At 53.0% G+C, this 26,758-nt stretch carries 25 protein-coding genes and 1 pseudogene; 23 read left to right on the forward strand and 3 right to left on the reverse strand.

All coding sequences use genetic code 11. The features are described 5' to 3' along the window. The first annotated feature begins 50 nt into the window (after nucleotides 1–50). The 5 genes from GC101_RS09515 to GC101_RS09535 all read left to right on the forward strand — a co-directional run bounded on the left by GC101_RS09515 (nucleotide 51) and on the right by GC101_RS09535 (nucleotide 6,759). Complete coding sequence (locus GC101_RS09515) at nucleotides 51–914, forward strand: aldo/keto reductase (protein WP_171717036.1); 864 nt, start codon at nucleotides 51–53, stop codon at nucleotides 912–914. Nucleotides 915–1,449: 535 nt separating this feature from the next. Then, a complete protein-coding gene (locus GC101_RS09520; protein WP_171717037.1) occupies nucleotides 1,450–2,889 on the forward strand; it encodes a PTS mannitol transporter subunit IIBC in 1,440 nt (479 codons plus the stop codon). 202 nt (nucleotides 2,890–3,091) lie between these two features. Beyond that, nucleotides 3,092–5,158: a BglG family transcription antiterminator gene (locus GC101_RS09525; protein WP_171717038.1), complete on the forward strand. Its 2,067-nt coding sequence runs from the start codon at nucleotides 3,092–3,094 to the stop codon at nucleotides 5,156–5,158. 21 nt (nucleotides 5,159–5,179) lie between these two features. Next, nucleotides 5,180–5,614 (forward strand): PTS mannitol transporter subunit IIA, encoded by a 435-nt coding sequence (locus GC101_RS09530; RefSeq protein ID WP_039308269.1) that lies wholly within the window; start codon nucleotides 5,180–5,182, stop codon nucleotides 5,612–5,614. Continuing rightward, a complete protein-coding gene (locus tag GC101_RS09535) occupies nucleotides 5,614–6,759 on the forward strand; it encodes a mannitol-1-phosphate 5-dehydrogenase (protein WP_171717039.1) in 1,146 nt (381 codons plus the stop codon). Before GC101_RS09530 ends, GC101_RS09535 begins: the two co-directional genes overlap by 1 nt. Before the next feature lie 158 nt (nucleotides 6,760–6,917). On the opposite strand, the gene GC101_RS09540 is transcribed toward GC101_RS09535, so the two are convergent. Further along, nucleotides 6,918–7,991 carry a M42 family metallopeptidase gene (locus GC101_RS09540; RefSeq protein ID WP_042211349.1) on the reverse strand — a complete coding sequence of 358 codons (1,074 nt, stop codon included), beginning with the start codon at nucleotides 7,989–7,991 and terminating at the stop codon, nucleotides 6,918–6,920. A 333-nt stretch (nucleotides 7,992–8,324) separates the two neighbouring features. On the opposite strand from GC101_RS09540, the gene GC101_RS09545 reads away from it, so the two are divergent. From GC101_RS09545 to GC101_RS09625, 17 genes are all read left to right on the forward strand, one after another. After that, complete coding sequence (locus GC101_RS09545; protein WP_156118565.1) at nucleotides 8,325–8,495, forward strand: hypothetical protein; 171 nt, start codon at nucleotides 8,325–8,327, stop codon at nucleotides 8,493–8,495. Nucleotides 8,496–8,621: 126 nt separating this feature from the next. After that, entirely contained in the window at nucleotides 8,622–9,119 is a 498-nt protein-coding gene (gene spoVAC / locus GC101_RS09550; RefSeq protein WP_171717040.1) for a stage V sporulation protein AC, read from the forward strand. Nucleotides 9,120–9,122: 3 nt separating this feature from the next. Then, a complete protein-coding gene (spoVAD, locus tag GC101_RS09555; protein WP_171717041.1) occupies nucleotides 9,123–10,157 on the forward strand; it encodes a stage V sporulation protein AD in 1,035 nt (344 codons plus the stop codon). Further along, a complete protein-coding gene (gene spoVAE / locus GC101_RS09560) occupies nucleotides 10,154–10,504 on the forward strand; it encodes a stage V sporulation protein AE (protein ID WP_042211352.1) in 351 nt (116 codons plus the stop codon). The genes spoVAD and spoVAE overlap by 4 nt, the downstream gene beginning before the upstream one ends. 732 nt (nucleotides 10,505–11,236) lie before the next feature. After that, on the forward strand, nucleotides 11,237–12,565 hold the full coding sequence (gene ltrA / locus GC101_RS09565) for a group II intron reverse transcriptase/maturase (protein WP_171717042.1): 1,329 nt from the start codon (nucleotides 11,237–11,239) through the stop codon (nucleotides 12,563–12,565). 1,273 nt (nucleotides 12,566–13,838) lie between these two features. Continuing rightward, on the forward strand, nucleotides 13,839–14,795 hold the full coding sequence (locus GC101_RS09570) for an AAA family ATPase (RefSeq protein ID WP_171717043.1): 957 nt from the start codon (nucleotides 13,839–13,841) through the stop codon (nucleotides 14,793–14,795). 1 nt (nucleotide 14,796) lies between these two features. Continuing rightward, complete coding sequence (locus GC101_RS09575) at nucleotides 14,797–16,047, forward strand: DUF58 domain-containing protein (RefSeq protein ID WP_171717044.1); 1,251 nt, start codon at nucleotides 14,797–14,799, stop codon at nucleotides 16,045–16,047. Next, nucleotides 16,044–18,281, forward strand: a complete 2,238-nt coding sequence (locus GC101_RS09580) for a transglutaminase-like domain-containing protein (protein WP_171717045.1) — start codon at nucleotides 16,044–16,046, stop codon at nucleotides 18,279–18,281. Before GC101_RS09575 ends, GC101_RS09580 begins: the two co-directional genes overlap by 4 nt. 95 nt (nucleotides 18,282–18,376) lie before the next feature. Further along, nucleotides 18,377–18,901, forward strand: coding sequence for a YqeG family HAD IIIA-type phosphatase (locus GC101_RS09585; RefSeq protein WP_042140875.1), 525 nt, complete (start codon nucleotides 18,377–18,379; stop codon nucleotides 18,899–18,901). Then, complete coding sequence (gene yqeH, locus GC101_RS09590; RefSeq protein ID WP_076242540.1) at nucleotides 18,901–20,031, forward strand: ribosome biogenesis GTPase YqeH; 1,131 nt, start codon at nucleotides 18,901–18,903, stop codon at nucleotides 20,029–20,031. The genes GC101_RS09585 and yqeH overlap by 1 nt, the downstream gene beginning before the upstream one ends. Before the next feature lie 40 nt (nucleotides 20,032–20,071). Continuing rightward, the gene (gene aroE / locus GC101_RS09595; RefSeq protein WP_171717046.1) at nucleotides 20,072–20,968 is read left to right on the forward strand and encodes a shikimate dehydrogenase; all 897 of its coding nucleotides are present in this window, start codon (nucleotides 20,072–20,074) and stop codon (nucleotides 20,966–20,968) included. 37 nt (nucleotides 20,969–21,005) lie between these two features. Next, entirely contained in the window at nucleotides 21,006–21,299 is a 294-nt protein-coding gene (yhbY, locus tag GC101_RS09600; protein WP_036697934.1) for a ribosome assembly RNA-binding protein YhbY, read from the forward strand. A gap of 80 nt (nucleotides 21,300–21,379) precedes the next feature. Next, nucleotides 21,380–21,982: a nicotinate-nucleotide adenylyltransferase gene (locus GC101_RS09605; protein WP_042134817.1), complete on the forward strand. Its 603-nt coding sequence runs from the start codon at nucleotides 21,380–21,382 to the stop codon at nucleotides 21,980–21,982. After that, nucleotides 21,954–22,532, forward strand: a complete 579-nt coding sequence (gene yqeK / locus GC101_RS09610) for a bis(5'-nucleosyl)-tetraphosphatase (symmetrical) YqeK (protein WP_171717047.1) — start codon at nucleotides 21,954–21,956, stop codon at nucleotides 22,530–22,532. The genes GC101_RS09605 and yqeK overlap by 29 nt, the downstream gene beginning before the upstream one ends. After that, a complete protein-coding gene (rsfS, locus tag GC101_RS09615; RefSeq protein WP_039308297.1) occupies nucleotides 22,529–22,876 on the forward strand; it encodes a ribosome silencing factor in 348 nt (115 codons plus the stop codon). The genes yqeK and rsfS overlap by 4 nt, the downstream gene beginning before the upstream one ends. After that, complete coding sequence (locus tag GC101_RS09620; RefSeq protein ID WP_039308300.1) at nucleotides 22,873–23,790, forward strand: CvfB family protein; 918 nt, start codon at nucleotides 22,873–22,875, stop codon at nucleotides 23,788–23,790. The genes rsfS and GC101_RS09620 overlap by 4 nt, the downstream gene beginning before the upstream one ends. Nucleotides 23,791–23,812: 22 nt before the next feature. Beyond that, nucleotides 23,813–24,583, forward strand: coding sequence for a class I SAM-dependent DNA methyltransferase (locus GC101_RS09625; RefSeq protein ID WP_042134823.1), 771 nt, complete (start codon nucleotides 23,813–23,815; stop codon nucleotides 24,581–24,583). A 117-nt stretch (nucleotides 24,584–24,700) separates the two neighbouring features. Here the strand turns inward: GC101_RS09625 and GC101_RS09630 are convergent, their stop codons facing one another. After that, nucleotides 24,701–24,859 carry a hypothetical protein gene (locus tag GC101_RS09630; RefSeq protein ID WP_042211365.1) on the reverse strand — a complete coding sequence of 53 codons (159 nt, stop codon included), beginning with the start codon at nucleotides 24,857–24,859 and terminating at the stop codon, nucleotides 24,701–24,703. 150 nt (nucleotides 24,860–25,009) lie between these two features. Continuing rightward, on the reverse strand, nucleotides 25,010–25,969 hold the full coding sequence (locus GC101_RS09635; RefSeq protein WP_042134824.1) for an ArsR/SmtB family transcription factor: 960 nt from the start codon (nucleotides 25,967–25,969) through the stop codon (nucleotides 25,010–25,012). A gap of 367 nt (nucleotides 25,970–26,336) precedes the next feature. On the opposite strand from GC101_RS09635, the pseudogene GC101_RS09640 reads away from it, so the two are divergent. Further along, nucleotides 26,337–26,758: pseudogene (locus tag GC101_RS09640) on the forward strand (alpha-N-arabinofuranosidase); the annotation flags it as partial.

Raw genomic sequence — 26,758 nt, forward strand, 5'->3', positions numbered from 1 at the left:
TAGTAAGTAGCAAGCCACACCATTCATCCTATAAGGAGACTTCCATTATTATGAGCAAACCTGTATCTGATACTATCCTTATGCCGGACGGAGCTGTGCTGCCCAGACTGGGCCAGGGAACCTGGACCATGGGCGAGCATGCAGCAAACCGGGCTGAAGAAATTGCTGCATTGCGCCACGGTGTTGAGCTGGGAATGAATCTGATTGATACCGCTGAAATGTATGGAGACGGCCGTTCCGAGGAGCTTGTCGGTGAAGCGGTGCAGGGAATCCGTGACAAGGTGTTCCTGGTCTCCAAGGTCTATCCGCATAATGCTGCAGGAGCCGCACTAATCCGCAGCTGTGAAGCAAGCCTGAAGCGGCTGGGCACCGACCATCTGGATCTGTACCTGCTTCACTGGCGGGGGACTCTTCCGCTTGAGGAGACTGTAGAGGGAATGGAGGCTCTGGTCGCTTCCGGCAAAATCGCGCGCTGGGGCGTCTCCAATTTCGATACGCCCGACATGCAGGAGCTACTGCGTATTCCCGGCGGCAATCACTGCGCAGTGAACCAGGTGCTCTACCATCTCGGCTCCAGAGGCATCGAGCATGAGCTCCTGCCATGGCTGAGCGGACACAAGATTCCGGTAATGGCGTATTCTCCGCTGGCCCAGGCGGGAACGCTGAGAAAAGGATTGACGGAGAATGAAACCGTGCAGAGGATTGCCCGTAATCATGAAGCGACTCCGCTGCAGATTCTGCTCGCCTGGAGCATCCGTGAAGCGGATGTGCTGGCGATTCCCAAGGCGGGCACCCGCCAGCATGTGGAAGAGAATGCAGCCGCCGGCAAGCTTGTGCTTACGTCAGATGAGCTTTGGCAGCTGGACGATGCTTTTCCGCAGCCATCGTGGAAGGTTCCGCTGGATATGATTTGAGAATGTGAACTAAGCATGATAAGCATGATAAGCATCACAAGACAAGGCTGTCCTCTTAATGGGGGCAGTTTTTTTGTTTGATTAGGAAATCATGATATTCGGCAAAGATAACCGGGCTAAATGTATATGAAAAACCGAATACAATTTGTATCCCTGGAAGAAATGAGGAGCATAAGTAGCAACTGGCAATCCAGCAACTTTATGCGGTTATTTTGTACAGCAAGGCTGGCGGATATGATAAATAACGGTAATCGGGTGCATCCTAAAAGGGGAATGCGGCGGACAGAAAGTTTGCCAACAGAGCGGAGTAGCCTTGTTAACAGGCCAGCTATAGGTCATTCGGAGTAGTGAAAACACCGTACTTAAGCCCCTTGGCAGGAACTCTTAAATGATGTCAACAACATTCATGACGAAACCGTGTTTTCAATTTGGTGACAAAGAAAGCGCTTTGATTTACGATGTGTTCATAGGAGATAACCTTTCACGAAGAAGTAAACGAAGGGGTCTCATTCAATTAATTAGGGGGGCATTTTAAATGGCCACAACGGCAACTCAGCAAACTTCATCCGGTGGTGCACGGGTAAAAGTCCAGCAATTCGGACGCATGCTCAGCGGTATGGTTATGCCGAATATCGGCGCATTCATCGCATGGGGGTTAATTACAGCATTATTTATTCCAACCGGCTGGTATCCAAATGAAAGCCTAGCAGCTCTGGTTGATCCAATGATCAAATATTTGCTTCCGCTGCTGATCGGATATACCGGCGGTCAGATGGTTCACGGCAAACGCGGCGGTGTTATCGGGGCAGTAGTTACCATGGGGGTTATTGTCGGATCATCAATTCCGATGTTCCTTGGAGCTATGCTGGTCGGTCCGCTGGCTGGTTGGGTATTGAAGCAATTTGACAAAGCGGTTGACGGCAAAATCAAAGCCGGCTTCGAAATGCTCGTTAATAACTTCTCACTCGGTATTATCGGTGGCGTATTATCTGTAGGAGCTCTTAAAGGTATTGGACCTCTGGTTGAAGGCTTGACCAACATTTTGTCCAATGGTGTTGAGTTCCTGGTAAATCATAATCTGCTGCCGCTCATCAATATTATCATTGAGCCAGCCAAAGTATTGTTCCTGAACAATGCGATCAACCATGGTGTACTTGGACCAATCGCGCTTGAACAATCACAACGGGTAGGCAAATCTATTCTATTCATGCTTGAATCGAACCCTGGTCCAGGTCTTGGTATCCTGCTTGCTTACTGGCTGGTTGGTAAAGGCTCTGCTAAATCTTCCGCACCGGGCGCAATCATCATTCACTTCCTGGGCGGTATTCATGAAATCTACTTCCCTTACATCCTGATGAATCCGCGTCTGATCCTTGCCGTTATCGGTGGCGGTGTATCCGGTACATTCACCTTCCAAATGCTGGGTGCAGGTCTTGTAGCTTCTCCTTCTCCAGGCAGTATCTTTGCATACTTCGCGATGACACCTAAGGGCGGATATCTTCCAATGCTGGCCGGGGTTATCGTCGCAACCGTCGTATCGTTCGCTCTTGCGGCCCTGTTACTGAAGACTGTTAAGAAGAACGACGAAGAAGAAATGGATATTGAGGAAGCAGCAGCCAAGGTTAAAGACATGAAATCCGCTGGAACTGCAGCTCAAACTGCGGCAACTGCAACTGTAGCTGCTAATGTCCGCACTAAAGGCAGTGTGAACAAAATCGTCTTCGCTTGTGATGCAGGGATGGGTTCCAGTGCGATGGGCGCTTCCGTACTGCGTAAGAAACTGCAAGGTGCCGGAGTTAACATTACGGTTGTGAACTCTGCTGTCAGTGAAATTCCTGCGGATGCTGACATCGTAGTTACGCAGAAGACACTTACTGACCGTGCCATTGCCGTGAATCCAAACGCAGAGCACATCTCGATTGACAACTTCCTGAAGAGCCCGAAATACGATGAGCTCGTGGAACGTTTGAAGTAAGACGCAGAAGTGTAAGATAAATTAATAAGCATAATGTCAAATAAGGAGACGCTGGCCGCCAAAGCCAGCGTTTGTCCCCAAATATAAGAAAGTATATGTTCCACTATACTTTACCTTATATTTCTTGCTGAAACGGATGCCGTCCCTTAGAGGACGGCATAGCCGTTTCTACTTGGTGTAGGGCGGAGGGTGTTCGCGGAATATGAGGAAAATTACCGCCAGACAGCGCCAGATTATATGGCTTCTGCTCGGAGTCAGCGGAGAAATTACGGCTGCTGAAATCGCTGAGGCTACCGGTGTGAGTGTAAGAACCGTTCACCGGGAGATGGAGGACATAGAGTCTGCGCTGAAGAATTTTGGTGTGAATCTGATCAAAAAATCGGGGAAAGGCATACAATTGAACGGCCCGGAGGCCGGTCTTGCGGAGCTGCGCCTGTTTTTGCGGGAAGAGAAGCCGGCGGAATATTCTGGAGAAGACCGCAAGGTGTATGAACTCTGCGCCCTGCTGGAGGCGGAAGAGCCGGTGAAGCTGTTTACGCTCGCCCATTCACTCAAGGTGACAGTAGCCTCTGTAAGCTACGATCTGGATGAACTGGAGCAATGGGTCCGTAAATTCGGCCTGGAGCTGGTCCGCAGAAGAGGCTACGGCGTTGAAATCACCGGCAGTGAGATCGATAAGCGCCGGGCGATTGGCCGGCTGGCCGCCGAGCATCTGGATCTGTCCGATCTGGTTGGCCATGGCTCCCAGGCTGAGAGCAACCCGGTCTTCAGTGTTCTGCTGTCTACGGTTGGGAAATCCAATCTCATGGAGGTAGAGAATACCCTGTGGGATATGGAATGGAAATGGACCGCTGAGCTTCCGGAAATTGTCTACATGGAAATGCTGCTGGGTCTTGCCGTGACGACCAGGCGGATCGAAATCGGCCGGAGCATTGACAGCGGAGAAGAAGCGGGATATTCCAGAATGTCCGATCACCGCAACATTGCCGGGGCCGAGAGCTTTGTCCAGCAGCTCGGAGCGGCGCTTGGGATGGATATTCCCAGGGTAGAGGTCTTGTATATCGCCGGATTATTCGACCGGGTGCAGGATTCTTTCTCTTCTGCCGGCTTTGCCTACGGTGATATTGAGTTAATGGAGATCGTCTACAAGCTGACGGAGAGTGTGGTCAAACGGACAGGGCTTCCTTTCCAGAGTGACCGTTCCCTGCGCGAAGGATTGCTGGAGCATATCGATCCCGCCCTGAAGCGGATTCGGGAAGGCACACGCATCCGCAATCCGCTGCTTGGGCCGATCCGCCGGGATTATGAGTATCTGTTCAACATCGTCCGTGCCTCCGTAGAGGATATGCAGCTTGAGCTTGAAATTCCGGATGAAGAAATCGGATTTCTGGTAATGCACTTCGGGGCTTCCGTCGAGCGGCTTAATCAGCTAAGGCGTAATGTCAGAGCCATTCTGGTCTGTGCCAGCGGGCTCAGCTCCTCCCGTCTGCTGGCCACCCGGCTGACCAAAGAAATGCCGCAGATTGAGATTCTCGGCAATATTTCCTGGTATGAAGCCGCACGGCTGCCGGATGTGGACTACGACCTGATTATTTCTACCATTGATCTGCCGATTGATAAGGAACGTTATATCAAAATCAGCCCCCTGCTCACAGGGGAAGAGATAGAGAAACTGCTGAATTATATCCAGAACACAACGCTGCGTGAGCGGGAATCAGGCCCATTAGGTGAGCAGGACCGGACTATGCGGGATGAGGCTTCACTTGAGAGGCTGAAGAGCTACAAGGGGATTCTTGATGAAATGGTCAGCCTGCTGGAGCGGTTCCGGTTCCATCCCATTGACAACAAGGATATGGATTTGTCTGCAACACTGGTGGAAATGCTGGCAATGCTGAATGGAAGCGGCGTAATTGGGGATGCGGACATTGTCCTGGAGCGACTGCTGGAGCGGGAGCGGATGACCAGTCAGGTGATACCGGACACGGGGCTGGCGCTTTTCCATACCCGGAGCAGCCATATTCATCTGTCATCGCTTACGTTGTACCGGCTGCGCCAGCCTGTGATTCTGGAGGGAGACACTGAGGTTAGAGTGATTCTGCTTATGCTGGCTCCGCGCAGACTGTCCAAGGAGAGTCTGGAGGTGCTCAGCGAGATCAGCGCTTTGCTGCTTAATTCCGAACTGGTACAATTGCTGGAGGAGCGTACGGAGCCTGAGATCCGGGGATATCTGTCCTCGGAGCTGCTTCATTTTTTCCAAAATAAAATTTAATTTGAAAGTGAGAGAAACCATATGAGTATACTGTCAGAAAATAAAGTAATTATGCACGGTGCCGCTAAAGATAAATACGAAGCGATCACTATGGCGGGTAAGCTGCTTGTCGATGCAGGACATGTAACGGAGGAATATATTCCCAAGATGCTGGAGCGCGAGGAAGTGGTGTCCACCTATATGGGCGGAGGGCTGGCGATTCCCCACGGTACCAAGGAAGCACGGCCGTTCATCAAATCCACAGGACTGTCTGTAATCCGTTTTCCGGACGGTGTGGATTTCGGCGGGGATGAGCCGGCATTCATCGTGATCGGTATTGCTGCCGCAGGCGACGGGCATATGGAGGTCCTGACCAACGTGGCGATGATTTTCACAGAAGATGATGCCATTGAGCGCGTAATGAATGCACCAACGGCTGCTGATGTGATCGCGATCTTCGAAGGAGGCATGGAATAATGAAGGCTGTCCATTTCGGAGCGGGCAATATCGGCAGAGGTTTCATCGGACTGCTGCTCTCGCAGGCAGGGTATGAAGTAACTTTCGTGGATGTAAATGAGGCGTTTGTATCCCAGCTTAAGGAGCGCGGCGAATACCCGGTAACGCTGGCCAGTGATGGTCAGGAGACGGTAATCGTCAAAAATGTAACTGCACTCAGCAGCGTAACTCAAGGTGAAGAAGTTGCTGCAGCCATTGCTGAAGCCGATCTGGTTACCACAGCTGTCGGAGTGTCGATTCTGAAGCATATTGCGGGTGTGCTGGCTGATGGCATCAGCAGACGGGTAGCGGTCTCTTCCGCACCGCTGCATGTGATTGCCTGCGAGAACGCGATTGGCGGCAGTGCTCAGCTCAAGGAGCTGGTGTATGCCAAGCTTGATGAAGCAGCCCGCGCCAAAGCGGACGCGTCCGTAGCCTTCCCTAACGCGGCTGTGGACCGGATTGTTCCACTGCAGCAGCATGAGGATATTCTGAAGGTGGTCGTAGAGCCATTCTATGAGTGGGTCGTAGATTCCTCCCAGATGATTCCGGGCTATACACCGGTTGAAGGTGTGCATTACGTGGATAACCTGGAGCCTTATATCGAGCGTAAATTGTTCACCGTGAATACCGGACACTGCTCCGCAGCGTATCTTGGCTTCCTGCGCGGGTACGAAACCATCCAGCAGGCTATGGCAGATGAAGCTTTGACTGCACAGGTCCGTGAAGTGCTGGAAGAAACCGGCGCAGTGCTGATCCAGAAGCATGGCTTCGATCAGGCAGAACACAGCAAGTATATCGACAAAATCCTTGAGCGCTTCCGCAACCCGGCGCTGACCGATGAAGTGTCCCGTGTAGGCCGTTCGCCGCTGCGCAAGCTGTCGCCGAATGACCGTCTCGTGTCACCGGCGCTGCAGGCTTACGACAGAGGGCTCAGCTATGCTGCCCTGACTCGCTCTATGGCCGGCGCACTGCTGTTCAATGTGAGTGATGACCCGGAAGCGGTCGAACTGCAGGCAGCGATTGCCGAGCTTGGCGCAGAAGCTGCTCTGGCGAAATACACCGGCATTGCTGCTGACCATCCGGTTCATAAGTCCGCGATGGAGCAATATGCGAAGCTGAAATAAATCTATAGAAGTACAGCCGCAGGGGTAACCTATCCCTGCGGCTTTTTGCGCTTCCGGTGCGTATAATCACGGCATAACAAATACGGCGCCCCCTTTTAAGAGAGGCACCGTAGTAAGTAAGGCTTGCACAACCATAACCGCCGAATTAAAGCGCTGGGTTAGCTGTTCTCCAGAATCGTCTGCAGTGTAGTGCGGTCCAGGCCTTCAACCAGCTTGACCAGCAGCTCCTTGGCTGCTGCATAATCGTCGCTATGAATAATGGAAGTAGCCGTATGGATATAACGTGAACAGATCCCGATAACCGCCGAAGGAATGCCGATCCCGCTGACATGCACCTGACCGGCGTCCGTTCCCCCCTGGGAGACGAAATACTGGTATTTAATCCGGTGAGTGTCCGCTGTATCCTGAACGTATTCAATCAGTCCGCGGTGGGTAATCATCGTAGGATCAAAGATGCGCAGCAGCGCGCCTTGGCCCAGGTGGCCGAAGGCCTGGCGGTCGCCGGTCATATCGGCAGCAGCACTGGCATCCAGGCCGAAGAAAATATCCGGCTGAAGCAGATTGGCCGCGGTCCGAGCACCGCGCAGTCCGACTTCTTCCTGGACGGTGGCGCCGGAATAGACGGTATTCGGTAATTTTTTGCCATGCAATTCCTTCATTAATTCAATCGCCAGACCTACGCCATAGCGGTTGTCCCAGGCTTTGGCCATAATCTTCTTCGGATTGGCCAGCGGGGTGAACGGACAGACCGGCACAACCTGCTGCCCCGGGGCAACGCCGAAGCTCTGCGCTTCCTCGCGGCTGTCCGCGCCGATATCTATGTACATTTTGCCGATATCGCCGGTCTTGCCCCGCTCTTCAGCGCTCAGCAGGTGGATCGGAGTGCTGCCGACAACGCCATTCAGTGTACCCTTTGGTGTAATAATCTGCAGCCGCTGCGAAGCCACAGCCGAAGCAAGCCATCCGCCCAGCGGCGTGAACCGGATCATTCCGTTGTCCGTGATGCCGGTAACCATGAATCCCACTTCATCCAAATGTCCGGCGACCATGATCTTGGGGCCGTTCGCCTCACCGCGCAGCACGCCGAACAGGCTGCCCAGGCGGTCCTGCACGAATTCATCGGTGTAAGGCGTCATCGCCTCTTTGACGTAAGCGCGTAATTCACGCTCGAAGCCGGGGGCTGAAGGGAATTCAGTCAATGTTTTGAACAAGTCGAGTGTTTCTGGATTCATATACATATCGCTCCTTTTTACACTTATATAGGATGAACTTAAGTTTCGGTAAAAGATAAGAATTTATATGCTCCGCGCATAAATTATCCTTATCTTTCTCGCTGAAACGGTACCGTCCTAAAAAGGACGGCAAGGCCGTTTCCACTTGTCAGGATCAGGTGTTATTGCAGTTCCTTCTCGCTTTTGGTTATTTTCTTTTGTTCATCTTACCCAGTATGAACATTGTTACGCCGATTGTCCATGGCAGGAGGGCATATGAACACAGTGACCCGGGAAGCGAATACTATGTTGTAAGGGCTCTGCAGGCAGGAGCCGGGAAAGGAAGCGAGGAGAATGTGGCTATCAGGAAGTGTAGCCGCAGCAGGCAATCGGGGAGTGCCCAGGAAGGTGCAGGCCCGCGGGCTGCACAAGCGGTACCCCCGCCGGTACCGGCGGGACAATGAAGCTGTGCTGATACTGGTGCTGTTTATGCTGCTGATTGTTGTGCTGCTTTATTTTTCCTGAGCTTAAGGGGACATAACGGGGCCGCCTATAGTGAACAATAAGGAAAAACATTGTATTGAAGCACAACCCGGAGGGACGGGAAACGCGCAGCCCGCTCCCTTTCGTATCCTACAGGAGGTGTCTGTATTGCCGGCGAAAACAAAGAAATCAGGCGTCAAGCTGCGGCTTGATACTTTGACCCCGCAGGATTATCAGGAATTGGCCAAGCCTTATGTGCCCTCCCGTCCTGTATTCAAGAATTGTGTGCGAGCCTTCCTATCCGGCGGTTTGATCTGTGTGCTTGGACAAGGCATCCAGGAAGCTTTCATGGCTATATTCGATATGACTTCCCGCGAAGCAGCAAGCCCAACGGTAGCCATTATGATTCTGCTCTCGGTCATTCTGACCAGCTTCGGTGTCTATGACAAGCTGGCCCAGTGGTGCGGTGCAGGTACAGCAGTGCCCGTTACAGGGTTCGCCAACAGTATGTGCTCCGCTGCTCTTGAACACCGGGCTGAAGGGCTCGTACTCGGCGTTGGCGGCAATATGTTCAAGCTGGCCGGATCAGTCATTGTGTTCGGTGTGGTTGCCGCATTTGTTGTAGGTGTTGTGTATGCCGTTATGGGCTGGGGAGGTGCACATTAAACGATGAAGCAGCTCGGCAGTCAGACTTGGGAATTCACGAACCGTCCGGTCATTCTCGGCTCCTCCGCAGTGGTAGGCCCGGAAGAGGGAGAGGGCCCGCTTGCTTCAAGCTTTGATTTTATCTACGATTCACTGGAAATGGGCGAGAAGACATGGGAGAAGGCAGAGCGCGCATTGTTCGAAAAAGCTTCCAAGCTCGCGCTCATGAACGCGAATCTGGAGCAGGAGAAGCTGGAGTTTTTTGTCGGCGGTGATCTGATGAATCAGATCATCAGCAGCTCCTTCGCCGCGCGGAAGCTCGGCGTGCCTTATCTTGGCGTCTTCGGCGCCTGCTCGACCTCCATGGAGAGTCTGGCTATCGCCTCCATGATTGTCGACTCCGGCGGCGGCAAGTATGCACTGGCCGGCACATCAAGCCATAACTGTACCGTGGAGAAACAATTCCGTTATCCTACAGAATACGGCTCCCAGAAGCCCCCAACGGCCCAATATACCGTTACCGGCTCAGGCTGTGCAGTGGTTGGTGTTAATGATGGTACTGTAAAAGGGCCTTATGTGGTGTCAGCGACGCTTGGGCGTATTATGGACCTTGGGCTGAAGGACCCGTTCAATATGGGAACCGCCATGGCCCCGGCCGCTGCGGATACGATTACTGCACATTTCAGGGACACGGGATTGTCGCCCGGCCATTACGATCTGATCGTGACGGGAGACCTTGCTTCCATCGGTCTGCCGATTGCCAAAGATCTGCTGGCCAAAGAGGGGATTCCTATGGAGCAGACAGTCTTTAACGACTGTGGTCTTATGATCTATGACCTGGACAAGCAGAAATATGTCATAGCCGGAGGAAGCGGCTGCGGCTGTTCTGCGGTAGTGACCTACGGGCACATTCTGAGCCGGTTGAAAAAGGGCGAATTGAAACGGGTGCTGATTGTGGCGACCGGAGCACTGCTATCACCGCTGTCTTATCAGCAAGGGGAGAGTATTCCGTGCGTAGCCCATGCGGTAGCCCTGGAGAGCGGAGGTGAAGGAGCATGATTTATTTGTGGGCTTTTCTGGTCGGGGGAGCCATTTGCGTTATCGGGCAGCTGATGTTCGATGTGCTCAAGCTGACACCCGCCCATACCATGAGTACGCTGGTCGTACTAGGTGCGGTGGCCGATGCGTTTGGGATTTATGATCCGCTGGTGAAGTTTGCCGGAGCCGGAGCGAGCATTCCGATTACCAGCTTCGGGAATTCCCTGGTCCATGGCGCGCTGACAGAGCTGGAGCGCGACGGCTGGGTCGGGGTGGTCACCGGAATCTTCGACGTAACGAGTGCGGGGATATCCTCCGCGATTGTTTTCTCATTCCTGGCGGCACTTGTTGTCCGGCCGAAGGGCTAGGGTAACAAAACTTAGTGGAACTAAGTGAAATAAAACTAAGTGAAATAAAACTAAGTAAATTAGGAAGGCCGCCTTTGGCGGTCTTTTGTGCGCTTGGCAGCGCATCGTGCTAACGGGTGAAAGTCCCGAGTACACCGCGAGATGGCGGAAGTACCTAGCTGACTCATAGTGCTCTGTCCGTGAGGAAGGGTGCGGAGGATGAGAAGGCAAAACCCGGAACAGGCGGCAGAACCAAGTTGGCCGGCAGAGCAGGACAACCTTGCAAAAGAAAGGAACGTCCAATACCATCCGTAGCTCTGGAGGTTAAGAGGACTGGATTCGGGAGAAAGTGCGATGACGTGACCCAAGGAGATCTTATCCTCTCCGCAAAGCGGTAACTTTCGTTTAAGATCGTGAGGTCAAGAACGGAAGGACGGAGGGTAAGAAGTCAGACGTAGGGATAGTAGTGAACAAGCTTGTCAGAAAGGCCGCAAAGGCAAGTGAATCGGCGCAGCGTCGCCGATGCAGGCGCTGACTTGAAAAGGCAGGGACCTGGTGCGAAGCCCGAAACCGTGAAAGAGAAGTGCTGAAAAAAAAACTGCCATGTACCAGACAGAAGTCGGGGAGCCAGGAAGCGCGTAGAACCGGGGTCGAACATAAGGGTAGACCGTCTGGGGCGATGTACCAAAAAGGAACTTGGAATAGTGCCGCTAAGGCTAATCCGCTGGGTTTTAGAAGGGAAGTAGACGAGGCATGGAGGAAAAGACGGAAAACGTCAGGCGCTTCCGTGAGGGAGTACAAGGTGGCAAGAAACGCAGATGGTATAGCCTAATTGACAAGATCTGGGCAGTACCAAACTTGGAGGAAGCCTTTGGAGAGGTGAAACGCAATAGGGGAGCCGCAGGCGTAGACCAAGTGACCATAAAGGCATACGAGTCGGGGTTGGAGAGCCATGTACAAGCCCTTCAGCACGCACTGCGAAGTAAGACCTACCGGCCTAAGCCGGTGAAGAGAGTCTATATCCCCAAGGCGGACGGCACGTTAAGACCTCTTGGCATTCCTACCGTAGAAGACCGTGTCGTGCAAGCGGCAGTAAAGCGTATCCTGGAACCGATCTTTGAAGAAACGTTTTTGGACTGCAGTTATGGCTTTAGACCGGAAAGAAGCGCTCACATGGCGCTAGAGAACATCCGCAGAGATCTAACGGACGGATATGTGTACGTGATTGATGCGGATCTGAAAGCGTACTTCGATACGATTCCGCATGAGAAACTCATTCAAGCGGTACGTGAGGAAGTGGTGGACGGAAGTGTGCTTGAACTGATTCGGCGCTTTCTGCAAGCTGGGGTCATGGAAAACGGCAGCTTCCATCTGAATGAGCAAGGTACCCCGCAAGGCGGTGTGATAAGCCCCTTGTTAGCGAACATCTATCTGCATCCGCTAGACAAGAAAATGACAGAACGAGGGCACCGCATAACAAGGTACGCCGATGATTTCGTCATTTGCTGTAAGTCGCAAAAAGGAGCGGAGAGAGTGATGAGTTCGGTGACACGCTTTCTAGAGAAGGAACTGGGACTGAAGGTACATCCAGAGAAAACCAAAATCGTGAACAATATGGAAGAGACGTTTGTCTTTCTAGGGTATGAGTTCAGGAAGGGTTCGAGGATGGTGCCTTCGGATAAAGCAAAGCGTAAGTTCAAGGAACGGGTGAAAGAGATTACGCGCCGAAACCAGACGGTAAGTGTGGAGGAGCTAGTGGCGAAGAAGCTGAATGGATACCTGCGCGGCTGGGGCAATTATTACGGACATGGCCAAGACTTCTACTTCTTCCGAGCGATGGATGGTTGGATTCGGCGAAGGCTGAGAGCGGTGCAACTTAGAAGCTGGCGGAAAATCCGTAAACTGCACCGTGAATTACGACGCAGGGGATACAGGAAGCCGCTCCCCCAGCTTAGAATGACAGCATGGAGAAATTCCAGTGGCTACCACGCACAGTTTGCAATGCCAAACAGTTGGTTTCAAGAAATCGGTCTCTGCTCTTTGCTCGACCTGTACAAAGAACTTCATCCCCAGAGGGGATAAGCACGGAGGAGCCGTATGCGATGACCCGCACGTACGGATCTGTGAGAGGCCCATGCAATTGCGCATGGGCCTACTCGATTACTTTGGGATTAGCCTATAAACCGGAGCAAATTCAAACTGATTTTAAAGATAGTAACTATAAATTTGCTGAAGGCGATTGCGGTGGGCGGTGGAGAGTGGGTGGAATAAGACAGGGAGAGAGTCGCTTTGATATTCCGGGAAGTAGAGGTACCTTTGAGAGAAATTGAGGTAGGCTAAGTGTTGGTATGTGAGGTGGGAGTGCGTTTGGATGGACTTGAGGTAGGCTAAGTGCAGGAATGTGAGGTGGGAGTGTGAGGTAGGAGTGCGTTTGAAGGGGCTTCAGGGAGATTGAGTGGGAAGGTGTTTGAATGGTCTTGAGGTAGGCTAAGTGCAGGAATGTGAGGTGTAAGTAATCTGAGCCGGCCGGCTAGCAGAGCAGAATGAGTGAAACTCCAGAAATCTTGCACAAATTACAACAATGCTGGGATGAATTCTGCCGAAATGCAGAAATCCTGCAGAAAATACAACAATCCAGCTCTCGAAGCTGCCAAGCCTCCGGAAATCTTGCAGAAAGTACAACAATACCGGATTTGCCCCCTTTAGACGCGAGAAATCCTGCAAAAAGTACAACATTATCTAATTAGCCTACCGAACACCCTAGCTCTACCCAACGCACCAGCCCAACACAACACATCAGCCCCCGTACGCACGAGCGCTATCGAACGAACCAGCCCTCCCGAACACCCAAGATATACCCAACACACCAGTTCCTCCGAATGCACCAGTTCCCTATACACACTAGCCCATCGTCTTCCCTACCGAACACACCAGCCCTACCCAACACATCAGCCCCGAACGCTACCAACACACTAGCCCTCCCGAACGCACCAGCCCCGCCTGCTAATTCCGCCATGAAGCCAATATTTCTTCAAACCCGGTAAAAGCGGGCAACCACAATTAAATGAATGGTAGCTGTGACGCTCACTTTGCCAGTGGCTTCCCGGCGGAGTCTCCTCCGGGCTATTTGTCAGCAGCCGCCCTGCCGGCGGGACTGTCATTAATAGCAGACACTCAGCACGGGAAATGCCGCAGACGGAAGATGCTGTGTTTTGCTGTGGCCGATAAGTGTTTCTTTTTGACAAATCTCGTAAGCCGCTCTATAATTTCACGGCCCCTAACATGTACTTTCACTACTCCAATCATGTAAAATGTATATATTACTGCTTATTCTGACATAGGAGGTTTACCATATATGCCCGTACGTCAAGAATCTACGCAAATTATGAACGCTGTCCGCACTAATCTGGAATCCTGTATACTCGGTAAAAGCTTCGAAATCGAACTGCTGCTCACGGCACTCCTTGCCGGCGGACATGTCCTGATTGAGGATGTTCCGGGGACTGGCAAAACGCAGCTGATCCGGGCGCTATCCCGTTCCATGTCTGGTGAATACCGCCGGATTCAGTGCAATCCCGATATTCTTCCAAGTGATATTACCGGTGTATCCGTCTATCATCCGCGGGATGAGATGTTTCACTTCCGCCCGGGGCCGGTCATGACCAATATTCTGCTTGCCGATGAGATTAACCGGGCGACCACCAAGACCCAGTCCGCACTGCTTGAGGTCATGGAGGAGCGCAATGTGACGGTCGACGGGGAGACCTATCCTCTGCCGCATCCGTTCATGCTCTGCGCAACACAGAATCCGATAGATTTCGAAGGCACCTATACCCTTCCCGAGGCCCAGCTGGACCGCTTCATGCTGCGGATCAGCCTGGGTTATCCCGATGCCGAGACGGAGAAGAATCTGCTGATTACCCATCAGCAGGGCCAACCGGTGGACAAGCTGATTCCGGTCACCGGAATGGACACCATTGCCGCCATCCAGGAGGAGATCCGCGATATTTATATCAGCGATCCGGTCCTGAACTATCTGCTGGATGTAGTCCGGCAGACGCGGGAGCACCCGCTTGTACTCCTTGGGGCAAGCCCCCGGGCATCGCTTTCGTTCATGATGGCATGCAAAGCTTATGCTTTCCTGCAAGGCCGCGATTATGTTCTGCCTGACGATGTGAAGACCCTTACTCCGTTTGCACTGGGACACCGCATTCTGCTGCGGCCGGAATCACGCCTTGATAATGTCAGCGTGGATTCCCTGCTGCAGAAGCTGCTGCAGAGCATTCATGTGCCTGTAACCATGAGGCAATAAGATGAGGAGCATCCTAGCGGGAGCGGCCGCTGTCATTCAGCCAAGGAAATTCATGGGCGTGCTTGCGATTTGGGTCATCACACTGCTCTATGTGCTGTTTCAGGGCGGCAAAACCTCGTTCATGCTGTTCATTATGGTATCGGTTCTGATCCTGTATCTAATCATTGGGGGACTGGGCGGCGTGCGTCGGGCCAAGGGTACCCGCAGCCTCTACTCGGAGCAGGACAAGCCTGATCTGCTCTACGCAGGCGGTTATCTGCGGGTGAAGCTGAATGTTAACATTCCGGGTTTTCTGCCTCTGCCGTATGTGGTGGTGCGGGAAATTCTGAAGCGCCATAACGGGGAATCCTGGGTGTTCGAGGAGAGTCTGGTCCCCAGCCTGAGAGGGCGGGGAGAGCTGCTGTTCCAGACACCGGTGCTGGAGCGGGGCTGCTACACCTTCGAGAGCACGGATATCCTCAGTGAGGATATCTTCGGACTGATGGAGCACAAAGGCACATTCAAGGCCGAAGGACGGTTCCGCGTGCTGCCCCGGGCAGTCGTAGTGCCGCGCTGGCAGCTGTATGAGCGGAGAGCGCGCCTGTCCGGGCCTCAAGCCTCGCTGCTCCAGTCCCGGCGTGAGACCACGCAAATCAACGGTGTCCGTGATTATGTCTACGGAGACCGGCTGACACGGATTCACTGGAATGCTACCGCGAAGACAGGTGCCTGGAAGTCGAAGGAATTCGAGCATGAATCGGTCCCCCGGACCATTCTGGTGCTCGATGGCAGTGCAGGTGCATATTACAGCTCAGGACAGTTCGAGCTGGCGGTTTCGATTGCGGCGTCACTGCTCGGATTCGGCATACGCGAGCGAATCGGGATCGGCCTGTGCTGCCTGGATAAGGATACGAAGGTGTTCAGTCCGGCAGAAGGCAGTGCCGAGCGGCAGAAGATGATCCAGTATCTGATTGATATCAATGCGGAGGGCCGGGGGCCGCTGATTACGAGGCTGGACAAGGCTCAGCGGATGTTCCCCAAAGGCGCATATTTTGTGCTGATCAGCCCGCAGAGCGGCAAGCCGGTGCTGGATACCCTGCGCTGGGCAGACAGTCATGGGCTGACCCCTTCGCATATTCATGTCCGCAATCCTGCCGCTAAGAACCGGGGAGAGGAGTGGGCGGAGGTTCTCAAATCACGCGGGATCACCAGCTATAATGTCAGCTCGCTTCATGAGCTCCCTGCGGTACTTGGAGGTGATCCTGTACGATGAAGCATTGGATGAACGGAGTCAAATCCTCATGGCATCACGCGTTGACGCTGCTCTGGCTGATGATCATCGCCTTACAGTGGATCTCCTACACGGAGCCCTTCTGGCTGGAGGAGACTACAGCCGCTGTATTGCTGACTCTTGTTGCAGTAGCCTTAATTGAAATTATTATACCTGTTAAATGGATTTACCGCCTCATGCTTGAAGGTGTGGCGATAGTGTATCTCGTGTATCGTATTCTTCTGCATTACGGGGAATATGTTCCGAATCCCTGGCTGCCCACACTGCGTGAACGGCTGCCGGATATCATCACACATATGAATCCGTACATCTGGTTTGCGCTGGGGGCCTGGGTGCTGATGCTGCTGTCATCCTGGTGGGTGAATGGCAAGGCGCGGATTCTGATGTTCATCGGGATGAATATTACGGCGTTCGCCGCGCTGGACTCTTTTACAACATCTGTATTATGGCAGGAAGTAGCCTGGACCGTGTTTGCCGGAATGGGCTGGCTGGTCACCAGGCATTTAAGAAGCTTCCAATTGCATTATCCGCGGGGCTGGACCTATCTGCTTCAATATCCTTTCAAAGTAGCCCTTAATATAGCGATCATCTTCTCACTTGTCATTATTGCCGGAGTAAATATGCCGGATGTACGCCCTACACTAACTGACCCGTATACGGTTTGGCAGGAATGGAGCGGAAATACACCTTCCTCCGGAACTTCCGCCGGCGGCAGCGGTGAAAGCTCAAGCGGTGAAGGGACGGGAGGAGCAACCACCTCCGGCTACAGTCTGAATGATGATAATCTCGGTGGAGGCTTTAACTTTGATTATTCGCCCGTAATGACCGTCACCTCCGATCTGCGCACCTATATGCGCGGAGAGATCCGGAGTACGTATTCCGGAAAAGGCTGGAGTGACGATGATACATTCAGCCGGGGAACCTTCAGGACAGTACAGGTAGGAGAGCCGCTGGAGCCTGTCGCAGCCCCTAAGACAGAGACCCGGACACTGACGCAGACGGTTAAGCTGCTGGGCGGCAACAACTATCCTGTGCTCTTCGGCGGCTACTCGATTGTAAAAGTGAATTCTGTGGATGGAATAGCGGAGAGCAACGGGCTGTCATGGCGGGGTGAAGACAGTGAGCTGCTGTGGAACGCGGCGGGCAGTGCACGCTCTTACCCGCAGACCTATGTGGTGACCTCGGAGGTGCCAGTGGTACCGTTTCAGGAGCTGAGTACACAGACTTATGAACAGCTGTACGGAGATCTTGTTCTTGACCCGTATCTCCAGCTGCCGGGTAACTTCCCGGAGCGGGTCCGTGCGCTCGCGGAGGAGATTACTGCCGGAGCACAGACGCCTTACGAGAAGGTCATGCTGCTGCAGCAATATCTGCAGCAAACCTTCCCTTACACGAATCAGCCGGATGTCTCACGCGCAAGAAGCAAGGATATGGTCGAGAGCTTCCTGTTTGAGATTATGGAAGGCTACTGTGATTATTATTCCACTGCACTCGTCACAATGACGCGTTCCCTGGATATCCCGGCCCGCTGGGTCAAGGGCTATGCGCCCGGCGAACAGGCAGAAATCCCGGATAATCTGGCGCTTCAGCAAGGCGGTCTGGTGAATAATAACTATACGATCACGAACGCAGATGCCCACTCCTGGGCAGAGATTTATTTCGGTGACTACGGGTGGGTACCGGTGGAAGCCACGCCCGGCTTCAATGTTCCGGTGCTGACCCAGACGGAGGAAGACAGCGTAGCAGAACCTGAAGTGCAGGAGGAAGAGCAAGCGGAGCCTGAACAGGAAGCGGCAAATACGGCCGCCGGAAGTGAAGGATTCCATCCGGGTGTCTGGGTAGTAACAGGAGCGGCGGTTGTTCTTCTGCTCTGGAGCGGCTTCCTGCTCTGGCAGCGGCGCATGAGTCTGCGGTTCCTGATCACGCGTCTGCGCATCGGCCATCAGCTGACTCCGGTACAAAAAGTTGTGGCAGAAACGCAGCGCTGGGTAAGGTATGTCCGAAGTAAGGGTATGCTGAAGAAAGAGCATGAAACATTGCGCGAATCTGTGGAACGCTGGAGCCTTGAACGGCCTGCGGCGGCGGCAAATCTGTCCGCACTCCTGGGCATGTTCGAGCGGGCGAATTACAGCCCTGAGGTTATTGAAGACAAAGACTGGCACAGCGTGTATACTGAAGCTTTGCGGCTGCGAAAAAGCATGAAATCCGGCAAGTAATGCTCCAGTATCATAAAGTACCGCTAACAGGTGGATTTGGACAGTTGGATATAGCGCTGGATACAAGTTTTACGTATGAAAATGAGGTGAAAGTATTGTTTGAAAGGTTAGTTCCCAAACTCCGGGTAAATACGGTATTTGATATTGATCTGGAAGAGCTGTTCCGTCAAGGATACCGCGGGATTATTACGGATCTGGATAATACGCTGGTCGGCGCCAAGGCGCCTCTGGCTACGCCTGAGCTGCTGCTCTGGTTCACGAAGGTGAAGGAGCTTGGCTTCAAGCTGATCATTGTTTCAAATAACAATATGGACCGGGTGTCGCGTTTTGCAACGCCGCTAAATATTGAATTTGTACATCAGGCCCGTAAGCCGAGCAATGCCCCGTTTCTGAAGGCGATGAAGCTGATGGATCTGAAGCCGGAGCAGACGGTGGTGGTCGGCGACCAGATGCTTACAGATGTATACGGCGGCAACCGGCTCGGCCTGTACACGGTGCTCGTGCTGCCGATCTCCGTCAAGGATGAAGGCGTGGGCACAAGAATCAACCGCAGGGTGGAGCAGATTGCTCTGACACGTCTGCGCAAGCAAGGATTGTGGCAAGAGGAGGATAAATCTTAATGAATGTAGTGAACGACGACAAGAAACGGCCTGAGAAATGCAGCGGCTGCGGTATCAAGCTTCAGACTGTAAACAAGGAGCTTCCCGGGTATATTCCGGAGACCGCTTTTGAACGGGAACCCGTAATTTGCCAGCGCTGTTTCCGGATTAAGAATTACAACGAAGCTTCTTCCGTATCGGTGAACCAGGACGAATTCCTGAAGCTGCTCAGCGGAGTGGGCGAGAAGAACGCACTGGTAATCCACATTGTGGATATTTTTGATTTCGAAGGCAGTCTGATCTCCGGGCTGCAGCGGTTTGTCGGCAATAACCAGGTTATTCTGGCGGTCAACAAAAGCGACTTGCTCCCTAAGGTGACCAATTGGAACAGAATGCGCAACTGGATGCAGCAGCGCTGCAAGGAAGAGGGACTGCGCACGGCGGAGATTGTGCTTGTCAGCGCGAAGCGTAACCAGGGCTTCGACCGCCTGCTGGAGGCAGTAACCGAGCTGCGCGGACAGCGTGATGTCTATGTTGTCGGAGCGACCAATGTAGGCAAATCTACGCTGATCAACCGGCTGATCTCCGATTACAGCGACCTGGAAGAGGAGCTGACTACCTCTCGTTATCCGGGCACAACGCTGGATATGGTCAAGATTCCGCTGGATGACGGCCATTACATTATTGATACTCCGGGGATTGTCTATCCTTGGCGGTACAGTGAACTGGTTGAACGTAAGGATCTGGGCGCTGTAATGCCTGAGAATCCGCTCAAGCCTGCAGTGTATCAGCTGAATGAGGGCCAATCGCTGTTCTTCGGCGGACTGGGACGTTTCGACTTCGTTCAGGGCGAACGCCAATCCTTCACCTGCTATATCAGCAGTACGCTGAAGATTCACCGCACAAAGCTGGAGCGCGCCGATTCGTTGTATCAGGACCACCGCGGCGAGCTTTTGTCGCCTCCGGGAACGGCGGATATGGATAAGCTGCCGCAATGGCAGCGTCATGAATTCCGCATCGCCAGGAATAGTGAGACGGACCTGTTCATTTCCGGCCTGGGCTGGATCAAGGTGAACGGTACGGCAGGTGCGGTTGTGGCCATACATGTGCCGCGCGGCATTAAGGTGCTTACCCGTCCTTCACTGATCTAACTTAAGCCGATGCTGACAGAACCTGCAGGAGGGCGATACTATGGCTGAGACAGGCCTGAATGGTAAGGATGGACACCCGGAGCTTCTGCTGGGCGTAATGGGCGACCCGATTGCCCAGTCCAAATCTCCGCTGATGCACGGTGCGGCGCTGAAGGCGCTTGGACTCTCCGGCGCCTATGTGCCGCTGCATATTACTCCGGACAAGCTGGGGGATGCCGTGCAGGCGGTCAAGACCCTCGGCTTCCGCGGGGTGAATGTAACCATTCCGCACAAGGTTGCGGTGATGGACTATCTGGATAAGCTGGATGCCAGCGCGGTGGATGTCGGTGCGGTCAATACGATTGTTAACGACAACGGTGTGCTGACCGGCTTCAATACGGATGGAATCGGATATGTCCGTTCGCTCAAGGCGGAGGCTGCGCCCGAACTCGCAGGCACCCGTATTCTGGTGATTGGAGCCGGCGGGGCAGCCAGAGGCATTGTCTCGGCACTGCTGCAGGAGCGTCCGGCGTCTATCCTCATCGCCAACCGTAATGAGGAGCGGGCCCATCAGCTGGCAGACGGCTTCCGGAATAGAGGGAACGTAGCCGGAACGGGTATGGAAGCCGTTTCTTCCGTCATTGGCAGCATGGATATTGTGATCAATACGACCTCGGTAGGCATGTTCCCCCACATAGGGGAGATGCCGATAGATCCGGCTTGGCTTCATGAAGGAATGATCGTAAGCGATCTGATATACAATCCGCTGCACACCCGGCTGCTTACGGAGAGCCTGCAGCGGGGCTGCATCATTCACGGAGGGCTGGGAATGTTCGTCTACCAGGGTGCCTATGCGCTGGAGTACTGGACAGGACTCGCAGCACCCGTAGATATCATGCGGCAGACTATTGTGGATTGCCTCGGCGGGAGTGCCGGGGAAATGATTTCGGCGAAGTAAGGTAATAATATATGTTAATTAAGGAGTTTGTTCATTTATGTTAACTGGTAAACAAAAACGCTATCTCCGCTCTTTGGCCCATCATCTGGATGCTGTATTCCAGGTCGGCAAAGGCGGCGTCAACGATCATCTGATCCGTCACATTGAAGAAGCTATTGAGAAACGCGAGCTGATGAAGATCAGTGTGCTGAACAACAATGCCGATGATCCTAAGGAAATTGGTGCCGCGCTTGCCGAGCAGTCCGGTTCGGAGCTTGTTCAGGTAATCGGCAAGACGATCGTTCTGTACAAGGAATCACGTGATAACAAAACGATTGAGCTTCCCCGCTAAGGATTGATGCCGCAGCTCCCGCACCTGTGCGAGAGTTGCAGCCGGATGAAGTTCATCGGATAATAGGGGGAGGTAACCTCTTGAAAGTAGGAATAATGGGAGGAACCTTCGATCCTCTGCATATCGGCCATATGATGGCCGCGGAAACCGCGCGGGAGAGCTACGGTCTGCAGGAGGTCTGGTTTATGCCTTCGCATATTCCGCCTCATAAGCACGAGGCCGGAGCGAGCGGCGAGGACAGGCTGTCTATGGTGCAGGAAGCGGTTAAGGACCATCCTGCTTTTGGCATTCTCGACTGGGAAGTGGTCAGAGGCGGAGTGTCCTATACCCTGGAAACGGTGATCAGCCTGCAGGAGGAGTATCCGCAGCATGAGTTCTTTTTCATTGTCGGAGCGGATATGGTTCAGTATTTGCCCAAATGGCAGGGGATTGAGGAACTGGTGCAGAGGTTGACCTTCATCGGTGTCGGGCGTCCCGGGACTCCGCTTGATCTTGGGCTGCTGCCCGGTTTCATTGCGGAGCGGGTAGTGCTGGCGGATATGCCGCTGGTGGACCTCTCCTCCACAATGCTCAGAGCCCGGGCTGCCGAAGGGAAATCCATCCGCTATATGGTGCCGGACGCTGTGTTTGATTATGTTCAAAGGAGTGGATTGTATGGAGTACAGCCGCGAAGCGCTGATTGAAAAGGTCTCGGACCAGATGCCGGACAAACGCTGGAAGCATACACTCGGCGTAATGGAATCCTCTGTGAAGCTGGCGCAGCGTTATGGCGCTGATCCTGAACGGGCCGAGACAGCGGCAATTCTGCATGATGTCGCCAAGTACTGGCCTGTAGAGCGGATGCGGGAGATCATTGAACAGAACGGGTTATCCACCGAGCTTTTGAAATACGACAAGCAGCTATGGCATGCTGAGGTGGGCGCTTTTGCCGCTGAGCATGATTATGGAATTACGGATACTGAGGTACTGGATGCCATCCGCTACCACACCTCGGGACGGGAGAACATGAGCCTGCTGGAAAAAATCGTCTGTCTGGCCGATTATATTGAGCCTGGACGGGATTTCCCCGGTGTGGATGAGATACGCAGGCTGGCTAAGGTCAGCCTGGAGGAAGGGCTGGTAGCGGGACTGGATTCCACTATCAGCCTGCTGCTGGAGAAGCGCCGGATCGTGTTCCCGCTTACGGTGCTGGCGCGCAACGATTTAGTAAGAATACTGGAGGATAAAATATGAGTGTACAATCAAACAAACTTCTGGAGCTGGCGCTGAACGCCGTTCAGGACAAAAAAGCAATGAACGTGGTGGCACTGGATCTGCGCAGCGTGTCGCCGATCAGTGATTATTTCATTATCTGCCACGGTAATTCGGATACCCAGGTGCAAGCGATTGCTACTGAGGTTCGCAAGGTAGTTCATGAAGCCGGAGGAATGATCAAAGGCATCGAAGGTATGGATGCAGCCCGCTGGGTACTGATGGATCTTGGGGATGTTATCGTCCATGTCTTCCACCGCGATGAACGCGAATATTACAACATCGAGCGTCTGTGGTCTGATGCCAAGGTTGTGGAAACGGTATGAGTCTGATAGCTGGAACTACGGTTACGCTTGAAGTGATGCGGGAGGTATCCCCTTACGGATATTTCCTGAGCGCCGGTGACCAGGATATCATGCTTCACTACACTGAGCTGGTAGGCAGTAAGCCGAAGATCGGTGACAAGGTTGAAGTGTTCATCTTCTTCGATACCGAGGACCGCCCTGCAGCTACAATGAAGAAGCCTTACCTGACGCTGGGTGAAATGGCGCTGCTTGAAGTGGCCGATATTCATCCGCGTCTGGGCTGCTTCCTGGAGATGGGGCTTGGACGCCAGCTGCTGCTGCCGATCGGCGAGCTTCCGGAGCTGGTGGAGCTGCGTCCGCAGATCGGTGATAAGGTATTCGCCATTATGGAGCATGACAAGCAGGGGCGTCTTCGGGCCAAGCTGGCCGGAGAGCAGGAGCTGGCGCCGCTGGCGCTGCCCGCACCTGAATCATGGCAGGGCCAGACTGTAACTGCGCGGGTATACAAACCTCTGCAGATGGGTACCTTTGTGCTTGTAGATGCTGGTGTACTCGGCTTCGGCATCATTGGTATGGTTCATTCCTCTGAGCGCAGCCGGCTCTTGCGTCTGGGTGAAGTGATTGAAGCACGGGTAGCGCATATCCGTGAGGATGGCCGCGTCAACCTCAGCATGGGCCACCGCAAGGAAGTGGGCCGTGATGTGGATTCAGCGGCACTGCTGGATTTCCTGGCTACCCGTCCGGGCGGCGGCATGCCGTATTCGGATGCAACGCCTCCGGATATTATCAAGCAGCGCTTCGGCATCAGCAAGTCAGCCTTCAAGCGTGCGCTGGGCAAGCTGATGAAGGAAGGGCTGGTTACCCAGAAAGAGAACTGGACCTATCTGGCCGGCAAGGAAGAGGCCGATTCGGAGCCTGAATCTGACAACCAATAGTATATAGAAAGCGGTGTACGCAGTGTCCTCCTATGGGAAATTTGCTTATGTATACGATGAGCTGATGGCGGATATGCCGTATCCGGATTGGCTGACCTTCGCAGAGACAGCATGGAGTAAATACGGCAAGCCGCGTACGGTAGCCGAACTCGGCTGCGGTACCGGCAGCCTGACCATTCCGCTGGCCGCGGCAGGTTATCATATGACGGGGATTGATCTCTCTTCGGACATGCTGGCTGTGGCACAGCGCAAGCTGGAGCAGCAGCCGCAGGGGCGGCGTTTTTTGCGGGAAGGCAGTGTACGCTGGGTTAGACAGAATATGAAGGAATGGGAGATGCCGGAGCCTGTGGATTCGGTTATTTCCTTCTGCGATTGCCTCAATTACGTACTGGAGGAACAGGATGTCAAGGACGTATTTGCCTGTACCTATGCCGGACTTAAGCCGGGCGGAACCTTCCTGTTCGATGTACATCATCCGAATACGCTGACCCGGTATGAGGAAGAGCAGCCCTTCGTGCAGGATGAGCCGAACGTATCCTACATCTGGACCTGTGAGCTCGATGTGCCGCGCCGTGAGATTGAGCATCACCTGTCTATCTTCGCCCGTGAAGAGGGCCGGCAGGATGTGTACCGGCGTTTTGAAGAGACGCATACCCAGCGCGCCTATGATCCGGACTGGATGAAGCAGGAGCTGCTGAAGGCCGGATTCAAGGACGTTAAGATCTATGCGGACTTCGAGTGGATCGAAGCGGATGATTCCGCCCAGCGGCTGTTTTATGTAGCTGTGAAATAAACTTTATGTACTGTGGTCCTTACCCGTAGGAGGGTGGGGGCCTTTTTGTTGTTTCCGTATATTGTGATAAAAGGAACCGGCCCGCAGCATCGTGCGGGCCGGCATCTTCCAATGTCCTTACCTGTGTTCGAACAAATCGATGGTGCCGAGTACAATATGCGCCAGACCAAATCCAAGAATGCCTGTTGCAGCCATCTTATATCTGCTGCCTAGAAAAGCTGCGCTGGAAGCAGTTACTACGGTTCCAAGAACGGCGGGTATTATACCTTCACGCATTCGAAACACTCCCTCACGGTAGTTTGAAAGACATTCGTTAGTGTGGGTTAAGAAGAGGACATTTATACAGGGAGTTCCTTACCCGGCGGTCCGCATAAATAAAAGACCATCCTCCGCCCGGGAGGATGGTCTTGCTGATTGCAAAGCCGGTCAGTCTATGGCCCCCGCCGTTGTCACAGGGCGGGAGGGATCGTCCACCTCATGCACATTATAGAGCACTCGCGCCAGCAGATCCTGGCTGTAATTGCCGAAATGCTTGCCGTAAATAGTCAAGCCGCGTTTGTTGACCGGCTTGTCGGTGACGGCAATGCGGAAGGTCAGCTCGCTTTTGTAATCCAGCTTGATATCGTCAAGGGTGATGTCCGAGATGCGGCAGCCGTCAATGAAGCTTCCTTCATTGTTGATCCGGATCAGCTTCAGCATGCCGTACTGGTTAAGATGAGGCGGCCACCAGTCGGGATTGAAGGTACCGCGGGCATCTCCGAAGTCGCCGGGGCTGGTCCAGAAACCGATTTCGATTCCATTCACATAGAAGTACAGGTCTGAAGGATAGTTGTCGTTGAATCCGGGAGCCTCAGAGCCAATCTCCATGGAGAATTGAATCTCACGGAAGGTCTGGTTGGCCTTGAGATAGTTCGGAATCCGGTATTCCAGGAAACCTTCGGCCATCCAGATAATCTCGGAATCAATCCGCTGGGGATCGGCGAAATAACGCGGCTCGTCGAAGTCACCGATAATGCTGTCTTTGGTGGCCAGTCCGCAGGTAGGGACCGCCTGATAATTGCTGTAATGGCCAACCTGGATTTCGACCTCGTACAGATTGTCGACATCCTTGCTGCGCAGATCCACCATCAGCTTATCCTTATTCAGATAACAGACCTTCTGGATACCATGCTTGCCTACCGAGGTGTTGATCTCGATCAGGCCGCTCTCCTCCAGCTTCTTGATATGCATCGTAATTGCACCATTGCTGAGTTTAAGCTTCTTGGCAATTTCATTCAGGTTCAGCGCCTGGTTGGTGGCCAGCAGCTCGAGAATCTGAATCCGGATCTCGGAGCTGAGCGCCTTGAAAATATCAATCCCGCTCATCAGATCTTTAATGTAAATCATATTTAGGATACCTTCTTCCAGTGAGGTCGTTTAGAACAAACTATTTTATAAAATTATAAACCATTTGAGTTAAAAAGGAAAGATTTCTTCCTTTATTTGTAGTTTATAATTAAAAATCAGCTAAATATGATTTTAAATATAACTTTACTTTATATTTATTCAAATGAATTAAGCAGTTTTATTACAAAAAACGAGGTTATATTTCAGAAAACGCGCCATTTATTGATTTTCGTTTGTATATATATAAATAGATTTATACTTTTATGTTTACAGAGGTCTTTATATATGTTATTTTATACCTGTAAGCGAATACATTCAAATATTTTTTAATTGATTAACTAATATGTGAAATGGAAGGGTGATCACATTGTCGTCGGGTACACTAAGAGCAACGCTTATCGCCGATAAGTCATTTGTCATTGCCGAAGTAGATAAGCGGATCTACGGCTCATTCATAGAACATCTGGGACGGGCGGTCTACGGCGGAATCTACGAACCGGGGCATCCCACAGCAGGAACCCTCGGCTTCAGAGGCGACGTGAAATCACTGGTTAAGGAGCTTAATGTACCCATCATCCGTTATCCCGGAGGGAATTTTGTATCCGGTTACAATTGGGAGGATGGTGTAGGTCCGGTTGAACAGCGTCCCAGACGTCTTGAACTGGCCTGGAGGACGGTCGAGCCTAATGAGGTAGGTACCAATGAATTCATGAACTGGGCCAGAGAAGCGGGTTCAGAGGTCATGATGGCAGTCAATCTCGGAACACGCGGAGTGGATGCGGCGCGTAA

This window comes from Paenibacillus phytohabitans (genome assembly GCF_013141775.1).
Lineage (GTDB): Bacteria > Bacillota > Bacilli > Paenibacillales > Paenibacillaceae > Paenibacillus_AQ > Paenibacillus_AQ phytohabitans.

Excerpts from the sequence above, each read along its gene's own strand:
- GC101_RS09530 (WP_039308269.1), top strand. The coding sequence starts at position 5,180 with ATGAGTATACTGTCAGAAAATAAAGTAATTATGCACGGTGCCGCTAAA.
- GC101_RS09535 (WP_171717039.1), top strand. The coding sequence starts at position 5,614 with ATGAAGGCTGTCCATTTCGGAGCGGGCAATATCGGCAGAGGTTTCATC.
- yqeH (WP_076242540.1), top strand. The coding sequence starts at position 18,901 with ATGAATGTAGTGAACGACGACAAGAAACGGCCTGAGAAATGCAGCGGC.
- spoVAE (WP_042211352.1), top strand. The coding sequence starts at position 10,154 with ATGATTTATTTGTGGGCTTTTCTGGTCGGGGGAGCCATTTGCGTTATC.
- GC101_RS09570 (WP_171717043.1), top strand. The coding sequence starts at position 13,839 with ATGCCCGTACGTCAAGAATCTACGCAAATTATGAACGCTGTCCGCACT.
- GC101_RS09520 (WP_171717037.1), top strand. The coding sequence starts at position 1,450 with ATGGCCACAACGGCAACTCAGCAAACTTCATCCGGTGGTGCACGGGTA.
- yhbY (WP_036697934.1), top strand. The coding sequence starts at position 21,006 with ATGTTAACTGGTAAACAAAAACGCTATCTCCGCTCTTTGGCCCATCAT.
- GC101_RS09620 (WP_039308300.1), top strand. The coding sequence starts at position 22,873 with ATGAGTCTGATAGCTGGAACTACGGTTACGCTTGAAGTGATGCGGGAG.
- yqeK (WP_171717047.1), top strand. The coding sequence starts at position 21,954 with ATGGAGTACAGCCGCGAAGCGCTGATTGAAAAGGTCTCGGACCAGATG.
- GC101_RS09635 (WP_042134824.1), bottom strand. The coding sequence starts at position 25,969 with ATGATTTACATTAAAGATCTGATGAGCGGGATTGATATTTTCAAGGCG.
- GC101_RS09580 (WP_171717045.1), top strand. The coding sequence starts at position 16,044 with ATGAAGCATTGGATGAACGGAGTCAAATCCTCATGGCATCACGCGTTG.
- GC101_RS09545 (WP_156118565.1), top strand. The coding sequence starts at position 8,325 with ATGTGGCTATCAGGAAGTGTAGCCGCAGCAGGCAATCGGGGAGTGCCC.
- GC101_RS09540 (WP_042211349.1), bottom strand. The coding sequence starts at position 7,991 with ATGAATCCAGAAACACTCGACTTGTTCAAAACATTGACTGAATTCCCT.
- GC101_RS09525 (WP_171717038.1), top strand. The coding sequence starts at position 3,092 with ATGAGGAAAATTACCGCCAGACAGCGCCAGATTATATGGCTTCTGCTC.
- GC101_RS09515 (WP_171717036.1), top strand. The coding sequence starts at position 51 with ATGAGCAAACCTGTATCTGATACTATCCTTATGCCGGACGGAGCTGTG.
- rsfS (WP_039308297.1), top strand. The coding sequence starts at position 22,529 with ATGAGTGTACAATCAAACAAACTTCTGGAGCTGGCGCTGAACGCCGTT.
- spoVAD (WP_171717041.1), top strand. The coding sequence starts at position 9,123 with ATGAAGCAGCTCGGCAGTCAGACTTGGGAATTCACGAACCGTCCGGTC.
- ltrA (WP_171717042.1), top strand. The coding sequence starts at position 11,237 with ATGGAGGAAAAGACGGAAAACGTCAGGCGCTTCCGTGAGGGAGTACAA.
- GC101_RS09630 (WP_042211365.1), bottom strand. The coding sequence starts at position 24,859 with ATGCGTGAAGGTATAATACCCGCCGTTCTTGGAACCGTAGTAACTGCT.
- aroE (WP_171717046.1), top strand. The coding sequence starts at position 20,072 with ATGGCTGAGACAGGCCTGAATGGTAAGGATGGACACCCGGAGCTTCTG.
- GC101_RS09575 (WP_171717044.1), top strand. The coding sequence starts at position 14,797 with ATGAGGAGCATCCTAGCGGGAGCGGCCGCTGTCATTCAGCCAAGGAAA.